At 44.9% G+C, this 19242-nt stretch carries 17 protein-coding genes and 1 tRNA gene; 14 read left to right on the top strand and 4 right to left on the bottom strand.

Annotated features, from left to right (window positions below):
• The first annotated feature begins 271 nt into the window (after window positions 1–271).
• Window positions 272–1213 carry a ribose-phosphate pyrophosphokinase gene (locus tag CI959_RS03825; RefSeq protein ID WP_005858805.1) on the top strand — a complete coding sequence of 314 codons (942 nt, stop codon included), beginning with the start codon at window positions 272–274 and terminating at the stop codon, window positions 1211–1213.
• A gap of 79 nt (window positions 1214–1292) precedes the next feature.
• On the opposite strand, the gene mnmA is transcribed toward CI959_RS03825, so the two are convergent.
• On the bottom strand, window positions 1293–2369 hold the full coding sequence (gene mnmA / locus CI959_RS03820) for a tRNA 2-thiouridine(34) synthase MnmA (RefSeq protein WP_005858803.1): 1077 nt from the start codon (window positions 2367–2369) through the stop codon (window positions 1293–1295).
• Between the two features lie 169 nt (window positions 2370–2538).
• Between mnmA and CI959_RS03815 the strand changes: the two genes are divergently transcribed.
• The 13 genes from CI959_RS03815 to CI959_RS03755 all read left to right on the top strand — a co-directional run bounded on the left by CI959_RS03815 (window position 2539) and on the right by CI959_RS03755 (window position 14912).
• The gene (locus CI959_RS03815; RefSeq protein WP_036632976.1) at window positions 2539–4599 is read left to right on the top strand and encodes a dihydrofolate reductase; all 2061 of its coding nucleotides are present in this window, start codon (window positions 2539–2541) and stop codon (window positions 4597–4599) included.
• Window positions 4600–4602: 3 nt separating this feature from the next.
• Complete coding sequence (locus CI959_RS03810; RefSeq protein WP_005858799.1) at window positions 4603–5298, top strand: DNA alkylation repair protein; 696 nt, start codon at window positions 4603–4605, stop codon at window positions 5296–5298.
• Window positions 5299–5353: 55 nt separating this feature from the next.
• Window positions 5354–5815, top strand: coding sequence for a Fur family transcriptional regulator (locus CI959_RS03805; RefSeq protein WP_022193204.1), 462 nt, complete (start codon window positions 5354–5356; stop codon window positions 5813–5815).
• Between the two features lie 33 nt (window positions 5816–5848).
• Window positions 5849–7120, top strand: a complete 1272-nt coding sequence (locus CI959_RS03800; protein WP_057316735.1) for an adenylosuccinate synthase — start codon at window positions 5849–5851, stop codon at window positions 7118–7120.
• Between the two features lie 120 nt (window positions 7121–7240).
• Window positions 7241–7927, top strand: a complete 687-nt coding sequence (locus CI959_RS03795) for a zinc metallopeptidase (protein ID WP_005858794.1) — start codon at window positions 7241–7243, stop codon at window positions 7925–7927.
• Window positions 7928–8103: 176 nt separating this feature from the next.
• The gene (gene hisS, locus CI959_RS03790; protein ID WP_057316737.1) at window positions 8104–9459 is read left to right on the top strand and encodes a histidine--tRNA ligase; all 1356 of its coding nucleotides are present in this window, start codon (window positions 8104–8106) and stop codon (window positions 9457–9459) included.
• A gap of 125 nt (window positions 9460–9584) precedes the next feature.
• Window positions 9585–11015 carry a glycoside hydrolase family 30 beta sandwich domain-containing protein gene (locus CI959_RS03785; protein ID WP_009017029.1) on the top strand — a complete coding sequence of 477 codons (1431 nt, stop codon included), beginning with the start codon at window positions 9585–9587 and terminating at the stop codon, window positions 11013–11015.
• Between the two features lie 189 nt (window positions 11016–11204).
• A complete protein-coding gene (locus CI959_RS03780; RefSeq protein WP_005858788.1) occupies window positions 11205–11474 on the top strand; it encodes a co-chaperone GroES in 270 nt (89 codons plus the stop codon).
• Window positions 11475–11514: 40 nt separating this feature from the next.
• Window positions 11515–13155: a chaperonin GroEL gene (gene groL / locus CI959_RS03775; RefSeq protein ID WP_057316738.1), complete on the top strand. Its 1641-nt coding sequence runs from the start codon at window positions 11515–11517 to the stop codon at window positions 13153–13155.
• Window positions 13156–13298: 143 nt separating this feature from the next.
• A tRNA-Leu gene (locus CI959_RS03770) sits at window positions 13299–13382 on the top strand.
• 18 nt (window positions 13383–13400) lie between these two features.
• Window positions 13401–13952 (top strand): RNA polymerase sigma factor, encoded by a 552-nt coding sequence (locus CI959_RS03765; protein ID WP_008772592.1) that lies wholly within the window; start codon window positions 13401–13403, stop codon window positions 13950–13952.
• Window positions 13953–13999: 47 nt separating this feature from the next.
• Window positions 14000–14392, top strand: coding sequence for a hypothetical protein (locus CI959_RS03760; RefSeq protein WP_005858784.1), 393 nt, complete (start codon window positions 14000–14002; stop codon window positions 14390–14392).
• A gap of 46 nt (window positions 14393–14438) precedes the next feature.
• Complete coding sequence (locus CI959_RS03755) at window positions 14439–14912, top strand: hypothetical protein (RefSeq protein ID WP_005858783.1); 474 nt, start codon at window positions 14439–14441, stop codon at window positions 14910–14912.
• 110 nt (window positions 14913–15022) lie between these two features.
• Here the strand turns inward: CI959_RS03755 and mazG are convergent, their stop codons facing one another.
• The 3 genes from mazG to CI959_RS03740 all read right to left on the bottom strand — a co-directional run bounded on the left by mazG (window position 15023) and on the right by CI959_RS03740 (window position 18900).
• The gene (gene mazG / locus CI959_RS03750; protein ID WP_005858781.1) at window positions 15023–15808 is read right to left on the bottom strand and encodes a nucleoside triphosphate pyrophosphohydrolase; all 786 of its coding nucleotides are present in this window, start codon (window positions 15806–15808) and stop codon (window positions 15023–15025) included.
• Window positions 15809–15876: 68 nt separating this feature from the next.
• Window positions 15877–17964 carry a cytochrome c biogenesis protein CcdA gene (locus CI959_RS03745; protein WP_057316739.1) on the bottom strand — a complete coding sequence of 696 codons (2088 nt, stop codon included), beginning with the start codon at window positions 17962–17964 and terminating at the stop codon, window positions 15877–15879.
• 21 nt (window positions 17965–17985) lie between these two features.
• Entirely contained in the window at window positions 17986–18900 is a 915-nt protein-coding gene (locus CI959_RS03740; protein ID WP_005858777.1) for an RluA family pseudouridine synthase, read from the bottom strand.
• Window positions 18901–19242: the final 342 nt, after the last annotated feature.

Here is a 19242-nt window from a genome sequence, read left to right as displayed (position 1 = left end):
GATATCTGCTTGGGGGATATTGTATTCCGTCTTGTCTTCATTCGGAGAGTACATGGTGTAAATATCGTTGTATTTCTGTTGGTTCTCGGGAGTTGATGAAGAACCCGAAGTCAGAAATACACTTACCAATACGAAGAAATAGAGTAAATACTTCATCATTGCGGTTGCAAATATAGAAAGTTTTCCAAATATAAAGAGGTTATTGTAAATAAGTTTTGTACTTTTGCGGCACAATTTAAATCTATTCACTTTAAGATAAATATTCGGAATAATGAGTGCACAAACTCCTTTCTTGGTGTTTTCGGGAACGAACTCCCGGTATCTTGCAGAGAAAATTTGCAACAGTTTAGGTTGTCCTCTGGGACAGATGAATATCCAGCACTTTGCCGATGGTGAGTTCTCTGTTTCTTATGAAGAGTCTATCCGCGGTAGAGATGTATTCTTAGTACAATCTACATTCCCTAATTCAGACAATCTGATGGAGTTGCTTCTGATGATTGACGCGGCTAAACGTGCTTCCGCACATTCAATCATCGCTGTAGTCCCTTACTTCGGTTGGGCTCGTCAGGATAGAAAGGATAAGCCTCGTGTTTCTATTGGCGCTAAGTTGATCGCTGATATGTTGAGTACGGCAGGTATCAATCGTTTGATTACGATGGACCTTCATGCGGATCAGATCCAAGGATTCTTTAATGTTCCGGTGGATCACTTATATGCTTCTTCCGTATTCTTGGATTATATCAAGACGTCTTTGCCTTTGGATAACTTGTGTATCGCGACTCCGGATGTTGGTGGTACGAAACGTGCCAGCAGCTATTCTAAGTATTTAGGCTTGCCGATGGTCATTTGCCACAAATCTCGTTTGCGTGCCAATGAGGTGGCCGAGATGCGTATTATCGGTGATGTGACGGGCTTGGATGTCCTTTTGGTTGATGACATGGTGGATACGGCCGGAACAATTACGAAAGCCGCGAACTTGATGTTGGAGAATGGCGCTAAGTCTGTTCGTGCTATCGCCAGCCACGCTGTGATGTCTGATCCGGCTTCTACTCGTGTAGATCAGTCCGCTTTAGCGGAAATGATCTTTACGGATTCTATTCCTTACGCTAAGAAATGCGAGAAAGTAAAGGTATTATCTGTCGCTGACATGTTCGCTGAGGCGATCCGTCGTGTATGTAGTGGAGAGTCTATCAGCTCTTTGTATGCTATTTAATAGAATAAGATAGAAAAATAAAAACGGTCGCTTCCTTTTGAGGCGACCGTTTTTTATTTAGAATAAATCTGAATATGCGTTACTTGGTCTCATCAATAATCATGCCGCTGCCCAGACATAAGTGATGGTCTTTGTCGTAGATTACACTGTATTGGCCGGGAGCGATACCTTGAATCTTTTCGTCGGATTCTACACGATATAGATCTCCGATACGACGGATGTAGCCATGCGTAAATTCCGGGGTATGACGGATCTTGAAAGTGATTTCTTTCTCACCCTCAAATTCTCCCCATGGATCTTCCGTGATGAAATCGAAACCTTGCATATTAATCACCTTGCCATATTGCGTTTCCGGGTCGTAGCCGTTGGAGACATAAATGATATTTCGCTTAATGTCTTTTTGGATAACGAACCAAGGGCCGCCACTTAATCCCAATCCCTTACGTTGGCCGATCGTATGGAACCAATATCCATTGTGTTTACCCAAGACCTTACCCGTCTCTAGTTCCACGATTTTTCCCGGGCGTTTCCCTAAATAACGCTCTATAAAGTCGTTGTAGTTAATCTTGCCTAAGAAGCAAATGCCTTGGCTATCTTTACGCTTGGCGCTCGGCAATTTCTGGGCCTCGGCGATGGCACGTACCTCACTTTTCATTAAATGCCCGATCGGAAACATGAGTTTCTGTATCTGTAGGCGGGTGATTTGCCCTAAGAAATCAGTCTGATCTTTTACCGGGTCCTTGGCAGTAGAAAGCCATGTCTTGCCGTCTATCTCCGTGGTCGTGGCATAATGACCGGTAGCGATCTTATCGAAATCCTTGCCCCATTTTTCCTCGAAACAACCGAACTTGATATATTTATTACACATCATATCCGGGTTAGGGGTAAGACCGCGTTTGACAGATTCGATCGTATAGCTTACCACCCGATCCCAATACTCGTCGTGTAAGGAGACGATCTCGAACCGGCATCCATACTTGCGGGCGATATATGAGGTGATCTCGATATCCTCTTCCGCCGGGCAATCGATATAGCCATCCTTGTCTTCCATACCGATACGGATATAGAAGATGGTCGGATCGTATCCTGCCTCTTTGAGTTGATGCACTACGACAGAGCTGTCTACTCCTCCTGAAACTAATGCCGCTATTTCCATTCTCTTTTTTGTCTTTGCTTTTGAACTTACAAAAGTAGAGAAAAAATCTCAAACCTTTGATATTGACTGTATATTCTCTATCTTTGCGGTTGGCCCTTATTGGAATGCGGGCCTTCAAACTATGTACTTTAGATGTAATATATTATAGGAAAAGCAAATCGTAGTAAGTATGAAAAAAATAATGTTATCGCTTATGACAGCTATGGTTATGACGGCTTGTACAGGCCAACAGTCGGATACGGCATCTCAAAATTCCGATAAGGAGTTCAATTATGTAGTGGATCAGTTCGCTGATCTGGAGATTCTTCGCTATAAAGTTCCGGGTTTTGAATCCCTGTCCTTGCAACAAAAGCAACTATTATATCATCTTTCCGAAGCGGCCTTGATGGGACGTGATATATTCTTCGATCAGAATGGACGCTATAATCTGGCGATCCGCAGGACACTGGAGGCTATTTATACGAATTATAAGGGAGATCGGGAGGACCCTCAATTCAAGGCTTTGGAAACCTATTTGAAACGGGTGTGGTTCTCCAGTGGTATCCATCATCATTATGCGTTGGACAAGTTTGCCCCGGGGTTTTCTCCTGAGTTCTTGATGGATTGTATTCACCAAATCGACGCTAAGAAGTTACCTCTTCGTGAGAATCAAAACGTGGATCAGTTCATGATCGAGATCGCTCCGGTAATCTTTGATCCGGGCGTTATGCCAAAGCGTAGCGTACAAAGCGGTGACGGTGATCTGATCAAAGCTTCTTCTAATAATTATTACGGGGGAGGCATCAGTCAAAAAGAGGTAGAGGACTTCTATGCGCAAATGAAAATGGGAAAGGATACTATTTCCCCGATTTCTTACGGGTTGAATAGCCGTTTGGTAAAAGAGAACGGTACGGTCGTTGAAAAGGTTTGGAAAGTAGGAGGGCTTTATTCCGCCGCGATAGAAAAAATCGTAGATCAATTGCGACAAGCCTTGCCTTTCGCCGAGAATGATACGCAGAAAGCGATCATCGGGAAATTGATCGAATATTATCAAACGGGCGATTTGAAGACTTTCGATGCTTATTCGATCCTTTGGGTAGAGGATACAGCTTCGGAGGTGGATTTTGTGAATGGCTTTATCGAGACTTATGGGGATCCGTTAGGAATGAAAGCAAGCTGGGAGTCTACCGTGAATTTTACGAATAAGGAGGCGACTAAGCGTACAAAAATCATCAGTGATAATGCGCAATGGTTTGAGGATCATTCTCCGGTAGATAAGCGTTTCAAGAAAGAGAAGGTGAAAGGAGTTAGCGCTAAGGTAATCACGGTATCTATGTTGGGAGGTGATTGCTATCCGGCTACCCCGATCGGTATCAATTTGCCAAATGCGGATTGGATTCGTAGGGATCATGGCTCGAAGTCTGTTACGATAGAGAATATCACGGAGGCTTATGATAAGGCGTCTCAAGGAAATGGCTTTAGCGAAGAGTTTGTTTGGAGTGACGTGGAGCGGAACGGTATGAGGCAGTACGGTTTCTTAACGGATAATCTACATACGGATTTACATGAGTGTCTGGGACATGGTTCCGGTAAATTGCTGGAAAATACGGACCCGGATGCGCTGAAAGCCTATAGCTCTACACTGGAGGAAACCCGTGCGGATTTGTTTGGCCTGTATTATTTGGCAGATCCAAAGCTGGTGGAACTGGGATTGCTTCCGGACGGCGAGGCTTATAAGTCGGAATACTATAAATATATAATGAATGGCTTGATGACCCAGTTGGTTCGCATCGAGCTAGGCAAGAATGTAGAAGAGGCGCATATGCGTAACCGTCAGTTGATCGCTAAGTGGGCTTACGAGAAAGGGAAGGAAGCGAATGTGATCGAACTGAAAAAACGGAATGGAAAGACCTATGTGGTTGTGAATGACTATCCAAGGTTACGTGAGTTGTTTGGGACATTGCTCGCTGAGATTCAACGTATCAAGAGTGAGGGTGACTATGCGGCCGGAAAGAATCTTGTTGAAGGATACGGCGTGAAAGTAGATCCGGAGTTGCATGCGGAGGTCTTGGAGCGCTATGCTAAGTTAAACTTGGCTCCCTATAAAGGTTTTGTCAACCCTGTGATGAGAGAGGTAAAGAACTCTAACGGTGAGGTTACCGATATTGTCTTAGACTATACGGAAGGTTATACGGACCAGATGCTTCGTTATGGCCGTGATTATTCTTTCTTGCCGACTTATAATGATTAATAGATGGAAAGTTTACAAGACGAGATAAGGGAGATCCGTAAGGAACTTCGTTTGGCGATGAACGGGGTGATTTCTACGAGTATGCGTGAGAAAGGTATCGTATATAAGTTAAATTTCGGGGTTCCGTACCCCGAAATAAAGGGAATCGCCCGTAAGCATAAACCGAATGGAGAGCTAGCGGCGGCTTTATGGAAAGAAGACATCCGTGAGTTTAAGATATTGGCGACCTTTCTCCAACCCGCCGAGACGTTGCCTTTGGATGAGGCGAAACGTTGGGTCAAGGAGATTCCTTATTTAGAGATCGCGGAGCATTGTTGCCGGAACTTGTTCGTTCATCTGCCTTATATGGAGGACTTCACGTCTGATCTGGTTGCTGATAAGAAAAATGAGTTCGCTCGCACGGTCGCCTTTCTTACTTGGGCCGAGAATTTTAAGCGAGGTGGCAGCTTATCTTCTGTGGTTTTAGGATCTTTCTTGGCAGAAACCTTAAGTAGTCTAGCGGAGACTAAGGATTTTAAATCTACGCTGAAAGAGAAACAAGCGTCTATTCAAGCCATGAAGTTTTATGGGCGTCAATCCGAGGGGAATGCGGAAAGGATCCTAGACGGTTTCAAGGAATTTCAGGAGGCTGCGGGAAACACGCCGGAATTACAAGAAATCTATAATGAATTAAAATTCGAGTTTGAATATTATCGGTAAGGCTTTGCGTTTAAAATAAATGCGCTAACTTTGTCGTTTGTGCGGTCTTTAGGAGATGGAAGCGAAAGTTTATACGGAAATACGTGCGTTGTTTACCGAATATCTAACGGAGAAGAAACTGCGGAAAACCGAGGAGAGATATGCTATATTCAAGGAGATATGTGCTTTTCCCGGGCATTTTGATATGTGTATGCTTTCGGATCGGTTGGAGCAAGACAACTTCCATGTCAGTAAGGCTACACTCTATAATACGTTGGATGTACTGGTTGATGCCGGTTTGGTGGTGCGTCATCAAATAACCGTCCAGTCGGTGCAATATGAGTTGAGGATTTATGCCGATACGCATTTGCATTTGGTTTGCACGAGATGCGGGGCCATCCGGGAGCTGCGAAACAGTACGTTGAAAGCGGATATGAGAAACTTGAAAGTCTCTCGTTTTACGCCGGAGTATTATTGTTTGTACATTTATGGCCTATGCAGTAAATGCAAGTTTAAGTTGCAAAGGTCAGTTAAATAAGAATATTAATAGCCTATAATAAATATAGAAAAGATGAAAGTAGACGTTTTGTTAGGATTGCAATGGGGCGACGAGGGCAAAGGCAAGGTTGTCGATGTGCTGACTCCGAATTACGATGTGGTAACTCGTTTTCAAGGAGGCCCTAATGCCGGACATACATTGGAGTTTAACGGGGAAAAGTATGTGTTACGTTCGATTCCTTCCGGTATTTTCCAAGGTGGAAAGATAAACGTAATCGGTAACGGTGTCGTTCTGGACCCGTTATTGTTCAAGCAGGAAGCGGAATCATTGGCAGCGAGTGGTCACGATATCACCAAGCAGCTTTATATCTCTAAGAAAGCTCACCTAATTTTACCTACTCACCGGATCTTGGATGCCGCTTACGAGGCCGCAAAAGGTTCCGGAAAGATCGGTACGACAGGAAAGGGTATCGGCCCGACTTATACGGATAAGATTAGCCGTAACGGTGTTCGTGTGGGCGATTTGTTGCATAACTTCGAAGAGAAATATGCGGCCGCTAAAGCAAAACATGAAGCGATCTTGCGTTCATTGAACTATGAATATGATATAACCGAGATGGAGGCTCAATGGCTGGAGGCCTTGAACTACCTCAAACAATTCAAATTGATTGATAGCGAGCATGTCATCAATAACTATTTGAAGGAAGGCAAGTCGGTCTTGGCGGAAGGCGCTCAAGGTACGATGCTGGATATAGACTTCGGTTCTTATCCATTCGTGACTTCCTCTAACACGATCTGTGCCGGATGTTGTACGGGACTGGGGGTTTCTCCCCGGAATATCGGTGAGGTATATGGAATCTTCAAGGCTTATTGTACACGTGTAGGTAGCGGTCCGTTCCCGACCGAGTTGTTTGATGAGGTGGGAGATAAGATCGGTCAATTAGGCCATGAGTTCGGTGCGGTTACGGGACGTAAACGCCGTTGTGGCTGGATTGATTTGGTAGCCTTGAGATATGCCGTGATGATCAACGGTGTAAGCCAATTGATCATGATGAAGAGTGATGTGTTAGATACCTTCGATACGATCAAGGCTTGCGTGGCTTATAAGATGAACGGTGTCGAGACTAATGAGTTCCCGTATGAGATCGATGATACGATCGAACCTGTATACGTGGAATTACCGGGTTGGAAGACGGATATGACGAAGATGCGGAGCGAGGACGAGTTCCCTGAGGAGTTCAACGCTTACCTTTCTTTCTTGGAGGAAGAACTGGGTGTGCCTGTGAAGATCGTTTCCGTAGGACCGGATCGTGAACAGACGATTGTCAGATATACAGAAGAATAAACTCGTTATAAATCGTACAAAATGGCAGAAGACCACATTCCTCAAGGGGTGTCTCCTGCCATTTTTGTCTTTGGCAAACTTTTTGTCGTTGTTTTATAAAACTAAATAAGATAGAAATTTATGAGCATGTATTGGATTATATTTATTGGATTTGCGCTATTGAGTTGGCTGGTGTCATCCCGTCTTCAGGGCAAGTTTGAGAAGTATTCGAAAATTCCTATGCCGAATGGCATGACAGGAAAAGATGTCGCAGAGAAGATGTTGCATGACAATGGTATCTATGATGTAAAGGTGATTTCTACACCCGGACATCTGACGGACCATTACAATCCCGCTAACCAGACGGTGAACTTGAGTGAGTCGGTTTATTATAGCAATAGTATCGCCGCCGCTGCGGTTGCCGCCCATGAGTGCGGTCACGCTGTGCAGCATGCTACCGCTTACGCTCCGTTGAGAATGCGTTCGGCTTTGGTTCCGGTTGTTAGTTTCGCCTCAAATATTATGACATGGGTGTTGCTGGGTGGTATGTTATTATTGCATACGTTTCCTCAGTTATTGTTATTCGGTATAATCTTGTTCGCTACGACTACGCTATTTAGCTTTATCACGCTTCCGGTCGAGATCAATGCGAGCCAACGTGCTTTGGTGTGGTTGAGCAATGCCGGTATAACAAATGCTTATACGCATGATAAGGCAGAGGATGCTTTACGTTCCGCCGCTTATACGTACGTGGTCGCTGCGTTAGGTTCGCTTGCTACATTATTATATTATATAATGATATTCTTGGGGGGAAGAAGTCGGGATTGATAAGCCTCGGAAGAGGCTTTCCATGGATGCCCATTGTAAGGATGTTTGAATGCCCATTGTAAGATGCTTATGACTGCGATTGTAAGCTCCTTACAGTGGGCATTGTTATTTTCTTATTTATTTCGAGCAAAAAACATTACCTTTGCGGCCAGAATAATCATTTAAAACATAAGATCATGCAAAAACCTTCCATACCCAAAGGTACCCGAGACTTTTCGCCGGAGGAAATGGCGAAACGTAATTATATATTCAACACGATCCGTGAAGTATTTCACTTGTATGGCTTCCAGCAAATAGAGACTCCTGCCATGGAGAACCTTTCTACATTGATGGGTAAATATGGCGAGGAAGGGGATAAGCTCCTTTTCAAGATATTGAATTCCGGTGATTGTTTCGCTGGTATCTCGGATGAGGAGTTAATGGAAAAGAACCCGTTGAGATTTGCTGCTAAGGCTTGTGAGAAAGGCTTGCGTTATGATTTGACCGTTCCGTTCGCCCGTTACGTGGTACAACATCGTAATGAGATCAGTTTTCCGTTCAAACGTTACCAGATCCAACCGGTTTGGCGTGCCGATCGTCCGCAAAAGGGACGTTACCGGGAGTTCTACCAATGTGATGGCGACGTTGTGGGTTCTGATTCCTTGATCAATGAGGTGGAACTGATCCAGATTATGGACGAGGTGTTCCATCGTTTTGGCATTCGTGTGTGTATCAAGATGAACAATCGTAAGATCCTTTCCGGTATTGCCGAAATCATAGGCGAGGCGGATAAGATCGTAGACATTACGGTAGCTATCGACAAGCTGGATAAGATTGGCTTGGACAACGTGAATGAAGAGCTTCGTTCCAAGGGTTTACCCGAGGAGGCGATCGAGCGTTTGCAGCCGATCATTATGCTGCAGGGTTCAAATCAAGAAAAGATCGCTACCTTGAAAGAGGTATTATCTGCGTCTGAGACTGGTTTGAAAGGTGTAGCCGAATTGGATTTTATTTTGGAGCGCATCTCTCATACGTCAATCCGTGCGGAATTAGAGCTTGATCTGACATTAGCTCGCGGCTTAAACTATTATACAGGTGCGATTTTCGAGGTGAAAGCCTTGGACGTACAGATCGGTAGTATCACGGGTGGTGGTCGCTATGACAACCTGACAGGGGTATTTGGCATGGAAGGCGTATCTGGTGTCGGTTTCTCTTTCGGCGCTGATCGTATCTTTGATGTATTGAACCAATTGGATTTATATCCGGAAGGATCTTTGAAGACTACACAGCTTCTATTCGTGAACTTCGGACTGAAAGAGGAGATTCATTTATTGCCGCTGATCGCTAAGGTTCGTAAGGCGGGGATTCGTACAGAGCTATATCCTGAGTCTACTAAGATGAAAAAGCAAATGGGATATGCGGACGCTAAGAAAATCCCGTTCGTTGCGATAGTCGGAGAGAATGAGATGGCCGAGAATAAAATCAACTTAAAGAATATGCTCACGGGTGAGCAAACCCTTGTGACTATCGAGGAGCTGATAGAACGCTTTTAGAGAATAGTGGATTATGGAACACGGACTACACGGATGACACGGTATTAGTATTTATCCGTGTGTTCCGTGTCATCCGTGTAGTCCGTGTTTAAATGGTTCTAAACTTATAAATTAATGAAACGACCATGAAAATACCTGTTTTTATACTCTCAATATCTTTATACCTTTCTTCCTGCTCTTTCACCCCCCGGGCCGAGTGGGTAACGACAACCGAGAATACCCCTTGGGCTGAGCAACCCGATCTGATCTCCGCCCTTGCGGATACGATACCTAATATTGATATAACAATTCTAACAGAAAAGCATCAACAACAAATTGATGGTTTCGGAGCCTGTTTTAATGAATTAGGTTGGCTTTCCTTGAGTAAGCTGGAGCCAAGTGTACGTGAGGAAATCATGGAAGAGCTTTTTTTCCCCGGAGTCGGAGCCAACTTCACGATTTGCCGGATGCCTGTAGGAGCAAATGATTTCTCCCGTGATTGGTATTCGTATGACGAGGTAGACGGTGATTTCACAATGGAACATTTTACCATCGCCAATGACCAACAAACGTTGATTCCTTTTATCAAGAACGCTCGGAAGTATCAGCCAGACTTACGCTTGTGGGCTTCCCCGTGGTGCCCTCCCGCTTGGATGAAATATAACAAACACTATGCCTCTGCCTATACGGGTGAGAATTATGACGAGAAGTATCGAAATGGTTTGTCGGCCGATAAGGTCGGCCATGAAGGTACGGATATGTTTATCCAAGACTCTCTTTACCTGAAAGCCTATGCCCTCTATTTCTCTAAATTTATCGAGGCCTATAAGAAACACGGAATTCCAATCTTTGCCATAATGCCCCAGAACGAGTTCAACTCTGCGCAAATATTCCCGAGTTGTTGTTGGACATCGGCTTCTTTGGCTAATTTTATCGGTAATTATCTCGGGCCGGCCATGCAGGTTCAAGGAGTGGATATTATGTTCGGCACGATGGAACGTGCGAATGAGTCGCTTGTTGATACGGTATTGACAGATCCCGCTAGTGGTAAATATGTAAAAGGTGTCGGTTTCCAATGGGCGGGTAAGGGAGCTATCGCCGGAATCCACAAACGTTATCCCGGGTTGAAGCTTTACCAAACCGAGCAAGAATGTGGAGATGGCAAGAACGATTGGAAGGGTGCCATGTATTCTTGGGGGTTGATGCGACATTTTCTGGATAATGGCGTTTCTGCCTATATGTATTGGAATATATCTTTGGAAAATGGAGGGATCAGTCGTTGGGGATGGGCGCAAAACTCATTGGTTGTCGTAGATCCGCAAACCAAGAGCTATCGATATACTCCGGAATACTACGTGATGAAACATGTCAGCCATTATGTCCAGCCCGGTGCATATAAATTAGAAACGGAAGGAGCCTATACGAATCTGCTGGCATTCCGTAACCCGGATAACAGTATCGCCTTGATTATCGCCAATGAGACCAGTGATGATCGTTCCCTTTCCATCCGCATAGGCGATCGAGTCTATACTCCGATCGTAAAAGCATATTCCATGAATACGCTGCTGGTCGATTGATAATCCTTTTGAGAGATGCAAAAAGACAAGTTGTCAGTTATCTCTTCGGATATTTGTCTATTTCGTCCGAAATATTGTCAGTCGAACTCGGGTGAATACGTTTGGCACACTATTCGCATAGACTTAGGCGTGAACACAAAGTTCATAAACTAAAAACGTAATATTATTAACATTTAAAATACCAAGAAAATGAACATTAGACCATTAGCAGACCGCGTGCTGATTAAGCCGGCCGCTGCGGAAGAGAAAACATTAGGTGGAATTATTATTCCTGACTCAGCAAAGGAAAAGCCTTTAAAGGGTGAGATTGTAGCCGTAGGTAACGGAACGAAAGACGAGGAGATGGTTGTAAAGGTTGGTGATAACGTATTGTATGGTAAGTATGCAGGTACGGAAATCGAACTAGACGGTGAGAAATACTTGATCATGCGCCAAGCAGACGTTTTAGCTATTATCTAATTCATTTTTATAAACAACTATATTAAAAAGAGATACAATCATGGCAAAAGAGATTAAATACGATATGGATGCCCGCGACCTTTTGAAGAAAGGTGTGGATGAGTTGGCTAATGCTGTTAAGGTAACATTAGGCCCGAAAGGTCGTAACGTAATTATCGAGAAGAAATTCGGAGCTCCTCACATCACGAAAGATGGTGTAACGGTTGCTAAAGAAGTTGAGTTGACTTGCCCGTTCGAGAACATGGGTGCTCAATTAGTTAAGGAAGTGGCTTCCAAGACAAACGATAACGCCGGTGACGGTACGACTACAGCTACGGTTTTGGCTCAGTCTATCATTGGTGTCGGTTTAAAGAACGTTACTGCCGGAGCGAACCCGATGGATTTGAAACGTGGTATCGACAAGGCTGTCGCTAAGGTTGTAGAGAGCATCGCTAACCAAGCTGAGGCTGTAGGTGATAAGTTCGAGAAGATCGAGCATGTAGCGAAGATCTCCGCAAATGGTGACGAGGCTATCGGTAAGTTGATCGCGGAGGCTATGCAACGTGTGAAGACTGAAGGTGTTATCACGGTTGAGGAAGCTAAAGGTACTGAAACTACAGTTGACGTAGTTGAGGGTATGCAGTTCGACCGCGGTTATATCTCTCCGTACTTCGTAACGGATACAGAGAAGATGGAGTGCCAGATGGAGAATCCGTATATCTTGATCTATGACAAGAAGATCTCCGTATTAAAAGACCTTCTTCCTATCCTTGAGCCGACCGTACAGAGCGGACGTCCTCTTTTGATCATCGCTGAGGATATCGACAGCGAGGCTTTGGCTACATTGGTAGTGAATCGTCTGCGTGGTTCCTTGAAGATCTGCGCTGTTAAGGCTCCGGGCTTCGGCGACCGTCGTAAGGCTATGTTGGAAGATATCGCTGTATTGACAGGCGGTACGGTTATCTCTGAGGAGAAAGGTTTGAAATTGGAAGGTGCTACAATGGATATGCTAGGTACCGCTGAGAAGATCACGGTAGACAAAGATACCACTACCATTGTAAATGGTGCTGGTGACAAGGAGGCTATCCAAGCTCGTATCGGCCAGATCAAGATCCAGATGGAGAATACGACATCTGATTATGATAAAGAGAAATTGCAAGAGCGTTTGGCTAAGATGGCCGGCGGTGTAGCTGTTCTTTACGTAGGTGCTCCTTCTGAGGTTGAGATGAAAGAGAAGAAAGACCGTGTGGATGACGCATTACACGCAACTCGTGCCGCTATCGAAGAAGGTACGGTGCCCGGTGGTGGTGTTGCCTATATCCGTGCTATCGATGCATTGGACGGTATGAAGGGCGACAACGAGGACGAGACTACAGGTATCGAGATCGTTAAGCGCGCTATCGAGGAGCCGCTTCGCCAGATCGTAGCTAACGCTGGTAAGGAAGGTGCCGTTATCGTTCAGAAAGTGAAGGAAGGCAAGGGCGACTTCGGTTACAACGCTCGTAAGGACTGTTTCGAGAATTTGTGCGAGGCTGGTGTAATCGACCCAGCTAAGGTAACTCGCGTAGCATTGGAGAACGCTGCTTCTATCGCAGGTATGTTCTTGACTACTGAGTGCGTGATCGCTGAGAAAAAAGAAGAGACTCCTGCTATGCCTCCGATGAATCCGGGTATGGGCGGCGGAATGGGTGGTATGATGTAATCGACTCCCGTGATTAATGATATGGGCGGCCGTTCCGGAAGGGACGGTCGCTTTTTTTATTTTCATTTGCTTGCTAATTGGAAAAAACGATTACCTTTGTATGCGCAATACCGATAGGTTGCGCTTCAGAATGATTAAAAAAAGCCCAGGTGGCGGAATTGGTAGACGCGCTCGTTTCAGGTGCGAGTGGTTTTGCGATCGTGCAGGTTCGAGTCCTGTTCTGGGCACTTCCCAAAATAGAAAAAATGCAATCCTATACAGAAGACGAAATTGTAGTACAGCTCCGGGACCCGGCCCGACAACGTGAGGCCTTTGCCAAGGTCGTAAGCTTGTATGGCGAGAAGTTGTATTGGCATATACGAAAGATGGTACTGGATCATGAGGATGCGAACGACTTACTCCAAAATACATTTTTGAAAGCTTGGACGAACATCGAGCTTTTTCGCGGTGAGGCCAAATTATCTACATGGCTTTATAAGATTGCGATCAACGAGTGCATTACTTTCCTAAATAAACAGCGAAATATGAATAACGTATCTATCGACGATGCGGATACCTTTTTGCTGGAACGTTTGAAAGGGGATGAATACTTCGATGGTGACGAGATACAGGTAAGATTGCAAAACGCTATTCTTACCTTGCCGGAGAAACAACGCTTGGTTTTCAATATGAAGTATAACGAGGAGATGAAGTACGAGGAGATGTCCGAGATACTAGGTACCTCTGTCGGGGCTTTGAAGGCCTCGTATCATCATGCGGTGAAAAAAATCGAGGAGTTTTTAACAAAAGAGGTTTAAACCTTTTGCCCGAATCGCTGTCAAAGCAATATAAAAAGAGAAAAAGTATGAAAAAAGAAGAAAACAACCTAGATCGCTTGAAAGGAACTAATCCTTTCACTGTACCGGAAGGGTATATGGAAGGGCTTACGGAGCGGATCATGAGTCAGCTCCCCGAGAAGCAGGAGGAGAGGGCGAAACGGATTTCCTTGATGGATCGTGTTCGTCCGTGGTTGTACATGGCTGCGGTATTCGCTGGTCTTGGTTTGTTTTTCAAGGCTATCGTGGGAATAAACGGTTCCGATGGTAGTACTGCGTCTGATTCTTTACTGGTCCGGACGGAAGTCCCGACAACGGCTTTAGACGCTATTGAAGCGGAAGAAGATGAGGAGTATTTGGAGTATTTGGAAGCTCAGTACGCCAATTATCTCTTAGATGAGGAACTTTCCTATTCTGAATAAAGTTTAAAATAGTAATTTTATCGAAGATTTTTGTAATAATACTTGTATGAATAAAATATTTTTCATTACATTTGTAGCGATTTCGGTTCTACTCTCTTTCAATGCTACGGCACAAGAGAAGAAAGAGCAAAGACATTTTGATAGAGAGGCATTCGAAGCAAGGCGGAATGCTTTTATTACGGCTGAAGTTGGCCTTACACCTGAGGAAGCTGCACAATTTATTCCTTTATGCAATGAGTTGCGACAGAAAAAATTTGAGGTAGGTCGTGAATGTCGTAAGTTATCAAAAGAAATTCGACATAAGGAGAATCCGACAGATGCTGATTATAACAAAGTGATAGACGAATGTCTGGATGTTGAGATAAAAGAGGCACAGTTGGAAAAAGAGTATTTTGAGAGATTCAAGAAGATACTTTCTCCCGAAAAGGTCTATAAGTACCGAAATGCGGAATATAAGTTTGTCCGGAATTTCATGAAGAGTGGTCGGGACAATAAAAAGGAAGAAAAACAGAAAAAGTAAAATATTATCATTATTTGTGTTTTTTGTTTAGATTTAGTTTTGGCGTTTAAGTTAAGGGAGGGGTGGCGACGTGATGTCGGTTCCCCTTTTGTTTTGCCCTTATCCTTGCTTTATAAGCCTTTGGCCTTGGCTTCATTCCACAGTTGATCCATTTCCTCCAATGTCATATCTTTCAAGGAACGACCTTCTTGGATCGTGTGCTCCTCTAGATAATTAAAACGGCGGATAAACTTCTGGTTCGTGCGTTCCAATGCGTTGTCCGGATTTATTTTGTATAGGCGGGCAGCGTTGATCAAGCTAAAGAAGAGATCTCCGAACTCAGCTTCCATCTTATCTGCGTCCATCCTGTCTATCTCGGTTTTCAACTCATTAAATTCCTCCTGTACCTTATCCCATACTTGATCACGTTGTTCCCAGTCGAAACCTACGTTACGGGCCTTATCTTGGATACGATGCGCTTTTACTACGGATGGGAGGGAAGCGGGAACACCCTCCAGTACGGTTTTGTTACCCCCCTTTTCTTTCAACTTAAGCTGCTCCCAGCTTTGCTCTACCTTTTGAGCGGTATCGGCGGAGGTATCTCCGAATACGTGTGGATGGCGGTAAATCAGTTTCTGGCAAAGGCTGTCGCAGACATCCTTGATATCGAAAGCTTCTTTTTCCTCGCCGATCTTGGAGTAAAAGACGATGTGCAATAACAGGTCTCCTAATTCTTTTTTTATGTTTGTGTTATCCTCACGCATCAAGGCCTCGCATAGTTCATAGGTTTCCTCGATCGTATTCGTGCGGAGGCTCTCGTTTGTCTGTTTACGATCCCAAGGGCATTTTACCCGTAATTCATCCAGAATGTCGAGTAATTGCCCGAAGGCTTCCATCTTCTCTTCTCTAGTTGCCATATTATTTACTTATTCTATAATGATTGTAAAAGAAAGAGGGCAGGGTAGAACCCGGCCCTCTGTTTGTTTTATTGTTGTTCTTTCTTGAATTCTTTCAATCCGTTTTGAAGGAACTGGATGTATTTGGAAACATCCTCATTGAATGCGTATGAAGGTCCGAGCGGCTGTCCCTCGTCATTCAATAAGATGTAGAATGGCTGGGCATTAGAACCGAACTTGCTTCGTTGCAAATAACTCCATTTATCACCGATCGTCTTCAGCTTACGAGTCTTTCCGTTCTCTTGGATCTCGATGGGTTGCGGGAGTTTCGTCTTATCGTCTACCATGAGAGTGATTAGCACGTAATCATTTTCTAGCATTTGCTTCACCTTAGGATCCGTCCAAACGGAAGCCTCCATCTTACGGCAGTTTACGCAACCGAAACCGGAGAAGTCGATCATGACGGGTTTATTTACCTTCTTGGCATAAGCCATACCGGATTCATAATCGTCGAACGCGGCGTGTACCTCGTTTTTGTATAGATTGAAATCTTGTGTATACAACGGAGGAGCGAATGCGCTGATCGCCTTTAACGGAGCGCCCCAAAGTCCCGGAACCATGTAAATGGCGAAAGCGAAAGAGATAATCGCCATAAACAGACGAGGAACAGATACATATTTTACTTCGCTATCATGGCTAAACTTGATCTTTCCTAATAAGTAAACACCCAATAAACTGAAGATCACGATCCAAAGCACGATAAAAGCCTCACGGTCTAGTAAACGCCAACCATACGCTAAGTCCGCTACGGAAAGGAACTTCAAGGCCAAGGCCAACTCCAAGAAGCCCAATACGACCTTCACGGAATTCAACCATCCGCCGGATTTCGGCATACTTTGCAGCATATTCGGGAAGATGGCGAAGACGCTGAACGGGATGGATAACGCCAAGGCGAAACCGAACATACCGATAGCCGGTCCTACCGCCGTACCCATAGAAGCTGCCTGCACCAACAAGGTTCCGATAATCGGACCCGTACAAGAGAAAGATACCAATACCAACGTGAACGACATAAAGAAAATACTCAATACGCCGGTCGTTGAATCGGCCTTGCTATCCAATTTGCTAGTCCATGACGCAGGTAATACCAGCTCGAAGGCTCCGAAGAAGGAGACTGCGAATACTACCAACAGCAAGAAGAACAGGATATTAAAGATCGCGTTCGTTGATAAATCATTCAATGCGCTCGCTCCGAAGATACCGGTGATCAACAAGCCCATCACCAAATAGATTACGATAATAGATAACCCATAGGTGATAGCGTCGCGAATCGCTTTCTTACGATCTTTCGTACGTTTCAGGAAGAAGCTAACCGTCATAGGGATCATCGGCCAAACGCAAGGAGTCAATAAGGCGATCAAACCACCTAAGAAACCTGCGAAGAAGATGAATAACCAAGAGGTATCTGCCGCAGATACCGTAGAGTCGCCGAACGATTTCAATTGGTCGATCACCGGAGACCAAAGATTCGGGCTGTCGGTTAAGCTGTCGGACGCTTTAGGAGATGTCGTAGCCGGTGTCTCTTTAGCGGCAGGGTCCGGAGTGTTCAACTCGCTGGCCTCTTCCGCTACGACTTGCGTATCCGGCTGTATGGCCGTGGCGTCCTCTTTATCCACCTCTGTAGTCGAGCTGTTAGCTGCCAGAGCTGGATCTACATGGATACTTTTCTTATCGAAAGAGAAAGGTATTTGATCCGGGGGAAGACAAGTCTCGTCATTACAAGCCATAAATTCCACCTCGCCCTCCGCCTTGAATTTAGCGGGATCGGTAACCTTTAGTTTTTGGGTGAACGATACCGTACCCGGATACCAACGAAGATTCATGGCAAATTGCTCGTCGTAAACCGTGGTCGGCTTTACCGAAGGAACCGGTTGACCGATCAGTTCAGCTCCATTCAATGTCTCGAATGTGAAAGATGTAGAAACAGGACCTCCTTCCGGCAGGTTCATGTCATACAGGTGCCAACCTTTGTCCGCCGTGGCGGTAAAGACGATCTCTTTCTCGGGTGCGCCGCCCTTGTCGTCTAGTTTAATTTTCCACTTGACAGGCGTAAGTATTTGCGCCTGCGCTGCCAGCGCTATTAGCGCCAGCATGATCGAACTGATGAGTTTCTTCATTTTTTGTCCTTTATTGATAGATTACTTTGCTGTCGATGTGAATTTCTCCGGGATCCGTGTCTCGAAGCGCATCTCCTCGCCTGTTACCGGATGGATGAAACAGAGCCTGCGGGCATGGAGCATCAAGCGTCCGGCAGGATTTGTCTCCGCCCCATATTTAGAGTCTCCGGCTATCGGATGCCCGATGGATTGCATCTGCGCACGGATTTGGTTCTTGCGTCCCGTCTCCAGATCGAGTTCCACGAGCGAATAACGATTGTTCGTTTGCAGGAGTCGGTAGCGTGTGATCGCTTCCTTTCCGTCACCATCTTGTGTCACGTACACTTGCATATGCTTGTTCTCCACGAGGTTGGATACGATCAAATCCGTGTCTTTCTCCGGCCGTCCCTCTATCACGGCCACGTAGGTCCGTTGCGTGATAGCCTCGCTCCAGTTGGACTGTAGTTGCTCTTTTACCTTCTGGTTCTTGGCGAACATCATGATACCCGATGTGTCTCGGTCCAGACGGTGCAAGACGAATATCTTGTTGCGAGGGTCGCATTCTTTCAAGTAATCGCTCAGGATACGGTAGGCCGTACGCTCTTTGATACGATCGGTAGATACGGATAGCAAACCTTCCCGCTTGTTGATCACGATGAGGTCATCATCTTCCCAAACAATTCTAAGTAACGGATTGTTGAATTCCACCTTCCCTCTTCCATAGTTGATCCCGACCGTATCGTTAGGGTTCAGCGGGGCATCGAACTGCCGGGTGACTTTCCCGTTTACCGAGATCTGTCCCCTGCTCAATAATCCTTTCACGGATGAACGGCTTTGTTCTTTTAATAACTCGAACAGGAAAGGTAGCAAAGTGTTACTTTCACCCACCGTTACCTGTCGTTCTTTAGAGGGTTTACGTCGATTATCCCCTCCTTTATACTCAGATCGCTTTCTCATATCTATTTTTTATAGTACGCGAAGATACAGGCATTTACGCGAAACTGCAATAGCGTGGAATAGAAAAACCGTTATAAATAGTTTGCTTGTTATAGGAATAAACCTTCAAATCCCCGGATGTAAAAGTAATTGCCATTCACTCTATTTTCAAAATAGCGGCGTGGTCTTTATAAATCACGTCGTGATCTGTATAAACCACGACTTGGTCTGTACAAACCATGTCGTGGTTTATAGAATAGTGGCGTATCCGAGAGAGAATGCCTATTGTCTCGGCCGACTATATTTCCCGATGCTCAGCGTTTTTTGTCTATATTTTTTGTACTTTCGCGGATCGAGAAATGT

This window comes from Parabacteroides sp. AT13 (assembly GCF_002272965.1).
Classification (GTDB): Bacteria; Bacteroidota; Bacteroidia; order Bacteroidales; family Tannerellaceae; genus Parabacteroides; species Parabacteroides distasonis.
This window is presented reverse-complemented; position numbering and strand designations above follow the sequence as displayed.

What these genes read in the sequence shown, in the direction of transcription:
- CI959_RS03765 (WP_008772592.1), top strand. Translation starts at nt 13,401, where the DNA reads ATGCAATCCTATACAGAAGACGAAATTGTAGTACAGCTCCGGGACCCG.
- mazG (WP_005858781.1), bottom strand. Translation starts at nt 15,808, where the DNA reads ATGGCAACTAGAGAAGAGAAGATGGAAGCCTTCGGGCAATTACTCGAC.
- CI959_RS03815 (WP_036632976.1), top strand. Translation starts at nt 2,539, where the DNA reads ATGAAAAAAATAATGTTATCGCTTATGACAGCTATGGTTATGACGGCT.
- CI959_RS03780 (WP_005858788.1), top strand. Translation starts at nt 11,205, where the DNA reads ATGAACATTAGACCATTAGCAGACCGCGTGCTGATTAAGCCGGCCGCT.
- CI959_RS03795 (WP_005858794.1), top strand. Translation starts at nt 7,241, where the DNA reads ATGAGCATGTATTGGATTATATTTATTGGATTTGCGCTATTGAGTTGG.
- CI959_RS03785 (WP_009017029.1), top strand. Translation starts at nt 9,585, where the DNA reads ATGAAAATACCTGTTTTTATACTCTCAATATCTTTATACCTTTCTTCC.
- hisS (WP_057316737.1), top strand. Translation starts at nt 8,104, where the DNA reads ATGCAAAAACCTTCCATACCCAAAGGTACCCGAGACTTTTCGCCGGAG.
- groL (WP_057316738.1), top strand. Translation starts at nt 11,515, where the DNA reads ATGGCAAAAGAGATTAAATACGATATGGATGCCCGCGACCTTTTGAAG.
- mnmA (WP_005858803.1), bottom strand. Translation starts at nt 2,369, where the DNA reads ATGGAAATAGCGGCATTAGTTTCAGGAGGAGTAGACAGCTCTGTCGTA.
- CI959_RS03755 (WP_005858783.1), top strand. Translation starts at nt 14,439, where the DNA reads ATGAATAAAATATTTTTCATTACATTTGTAGCGATTTCGGTTCTACTC.
- CI959_RS03810 (WP_005858799.1), top strand. Translation starts at nt 4,603, where the DNA reads ATGGAAAGTTTACAAGACGAGATAAGGGAGATCCGTAAGGAACTTCGT.
- CI959_RS03745 (WP_057316739.1), bottom strand. Translation starts at nt 17,964, where the DNA reads ATGAAGAAACTCATCAGTTCGATCATGCTGGCGCTAATAGCGCTGGCA.
- CI959_RS03760 (WP_005858784.1), top strand. Translation starts at nt 14,000, where the DNA reads ATGAAAAAAGAAGAAAACAACCTAGATCGCTTGAAAGGAACTAATCCT.
- CI959_RS03800 (WP_057316735.1), top strand. Translation starts at nt 5,849, where the DNA reads ATGAAAGTAGACGTTTTGTTAGGATTGCAATGGGGCGACGAGGGCAAA.
- CI959_RS03740 (WP_005858777.1), bottom strand. Translation starts at nt 18,900, where the DNA reads ATGAGAAAGCGATCTGAGTATAAAGGAGGGGATAATCGACGTAAACCC.
- CI959_RS03825 (WP_005858805.1), top strand. Translation starts at nt 272, where the DNA reads ATGAGTGCACAAACTCCTTTCTTGGTGTTTTCGGGAACGAACTCCCGG.
- CI959_RS03805 (WP_022193204.1), top strand. Translation starts at nt 5,354, where the DNA reads ATGGAAGCGAAAGTTTATACGGAAATACGTGCGTTGTTTACCGAATAT.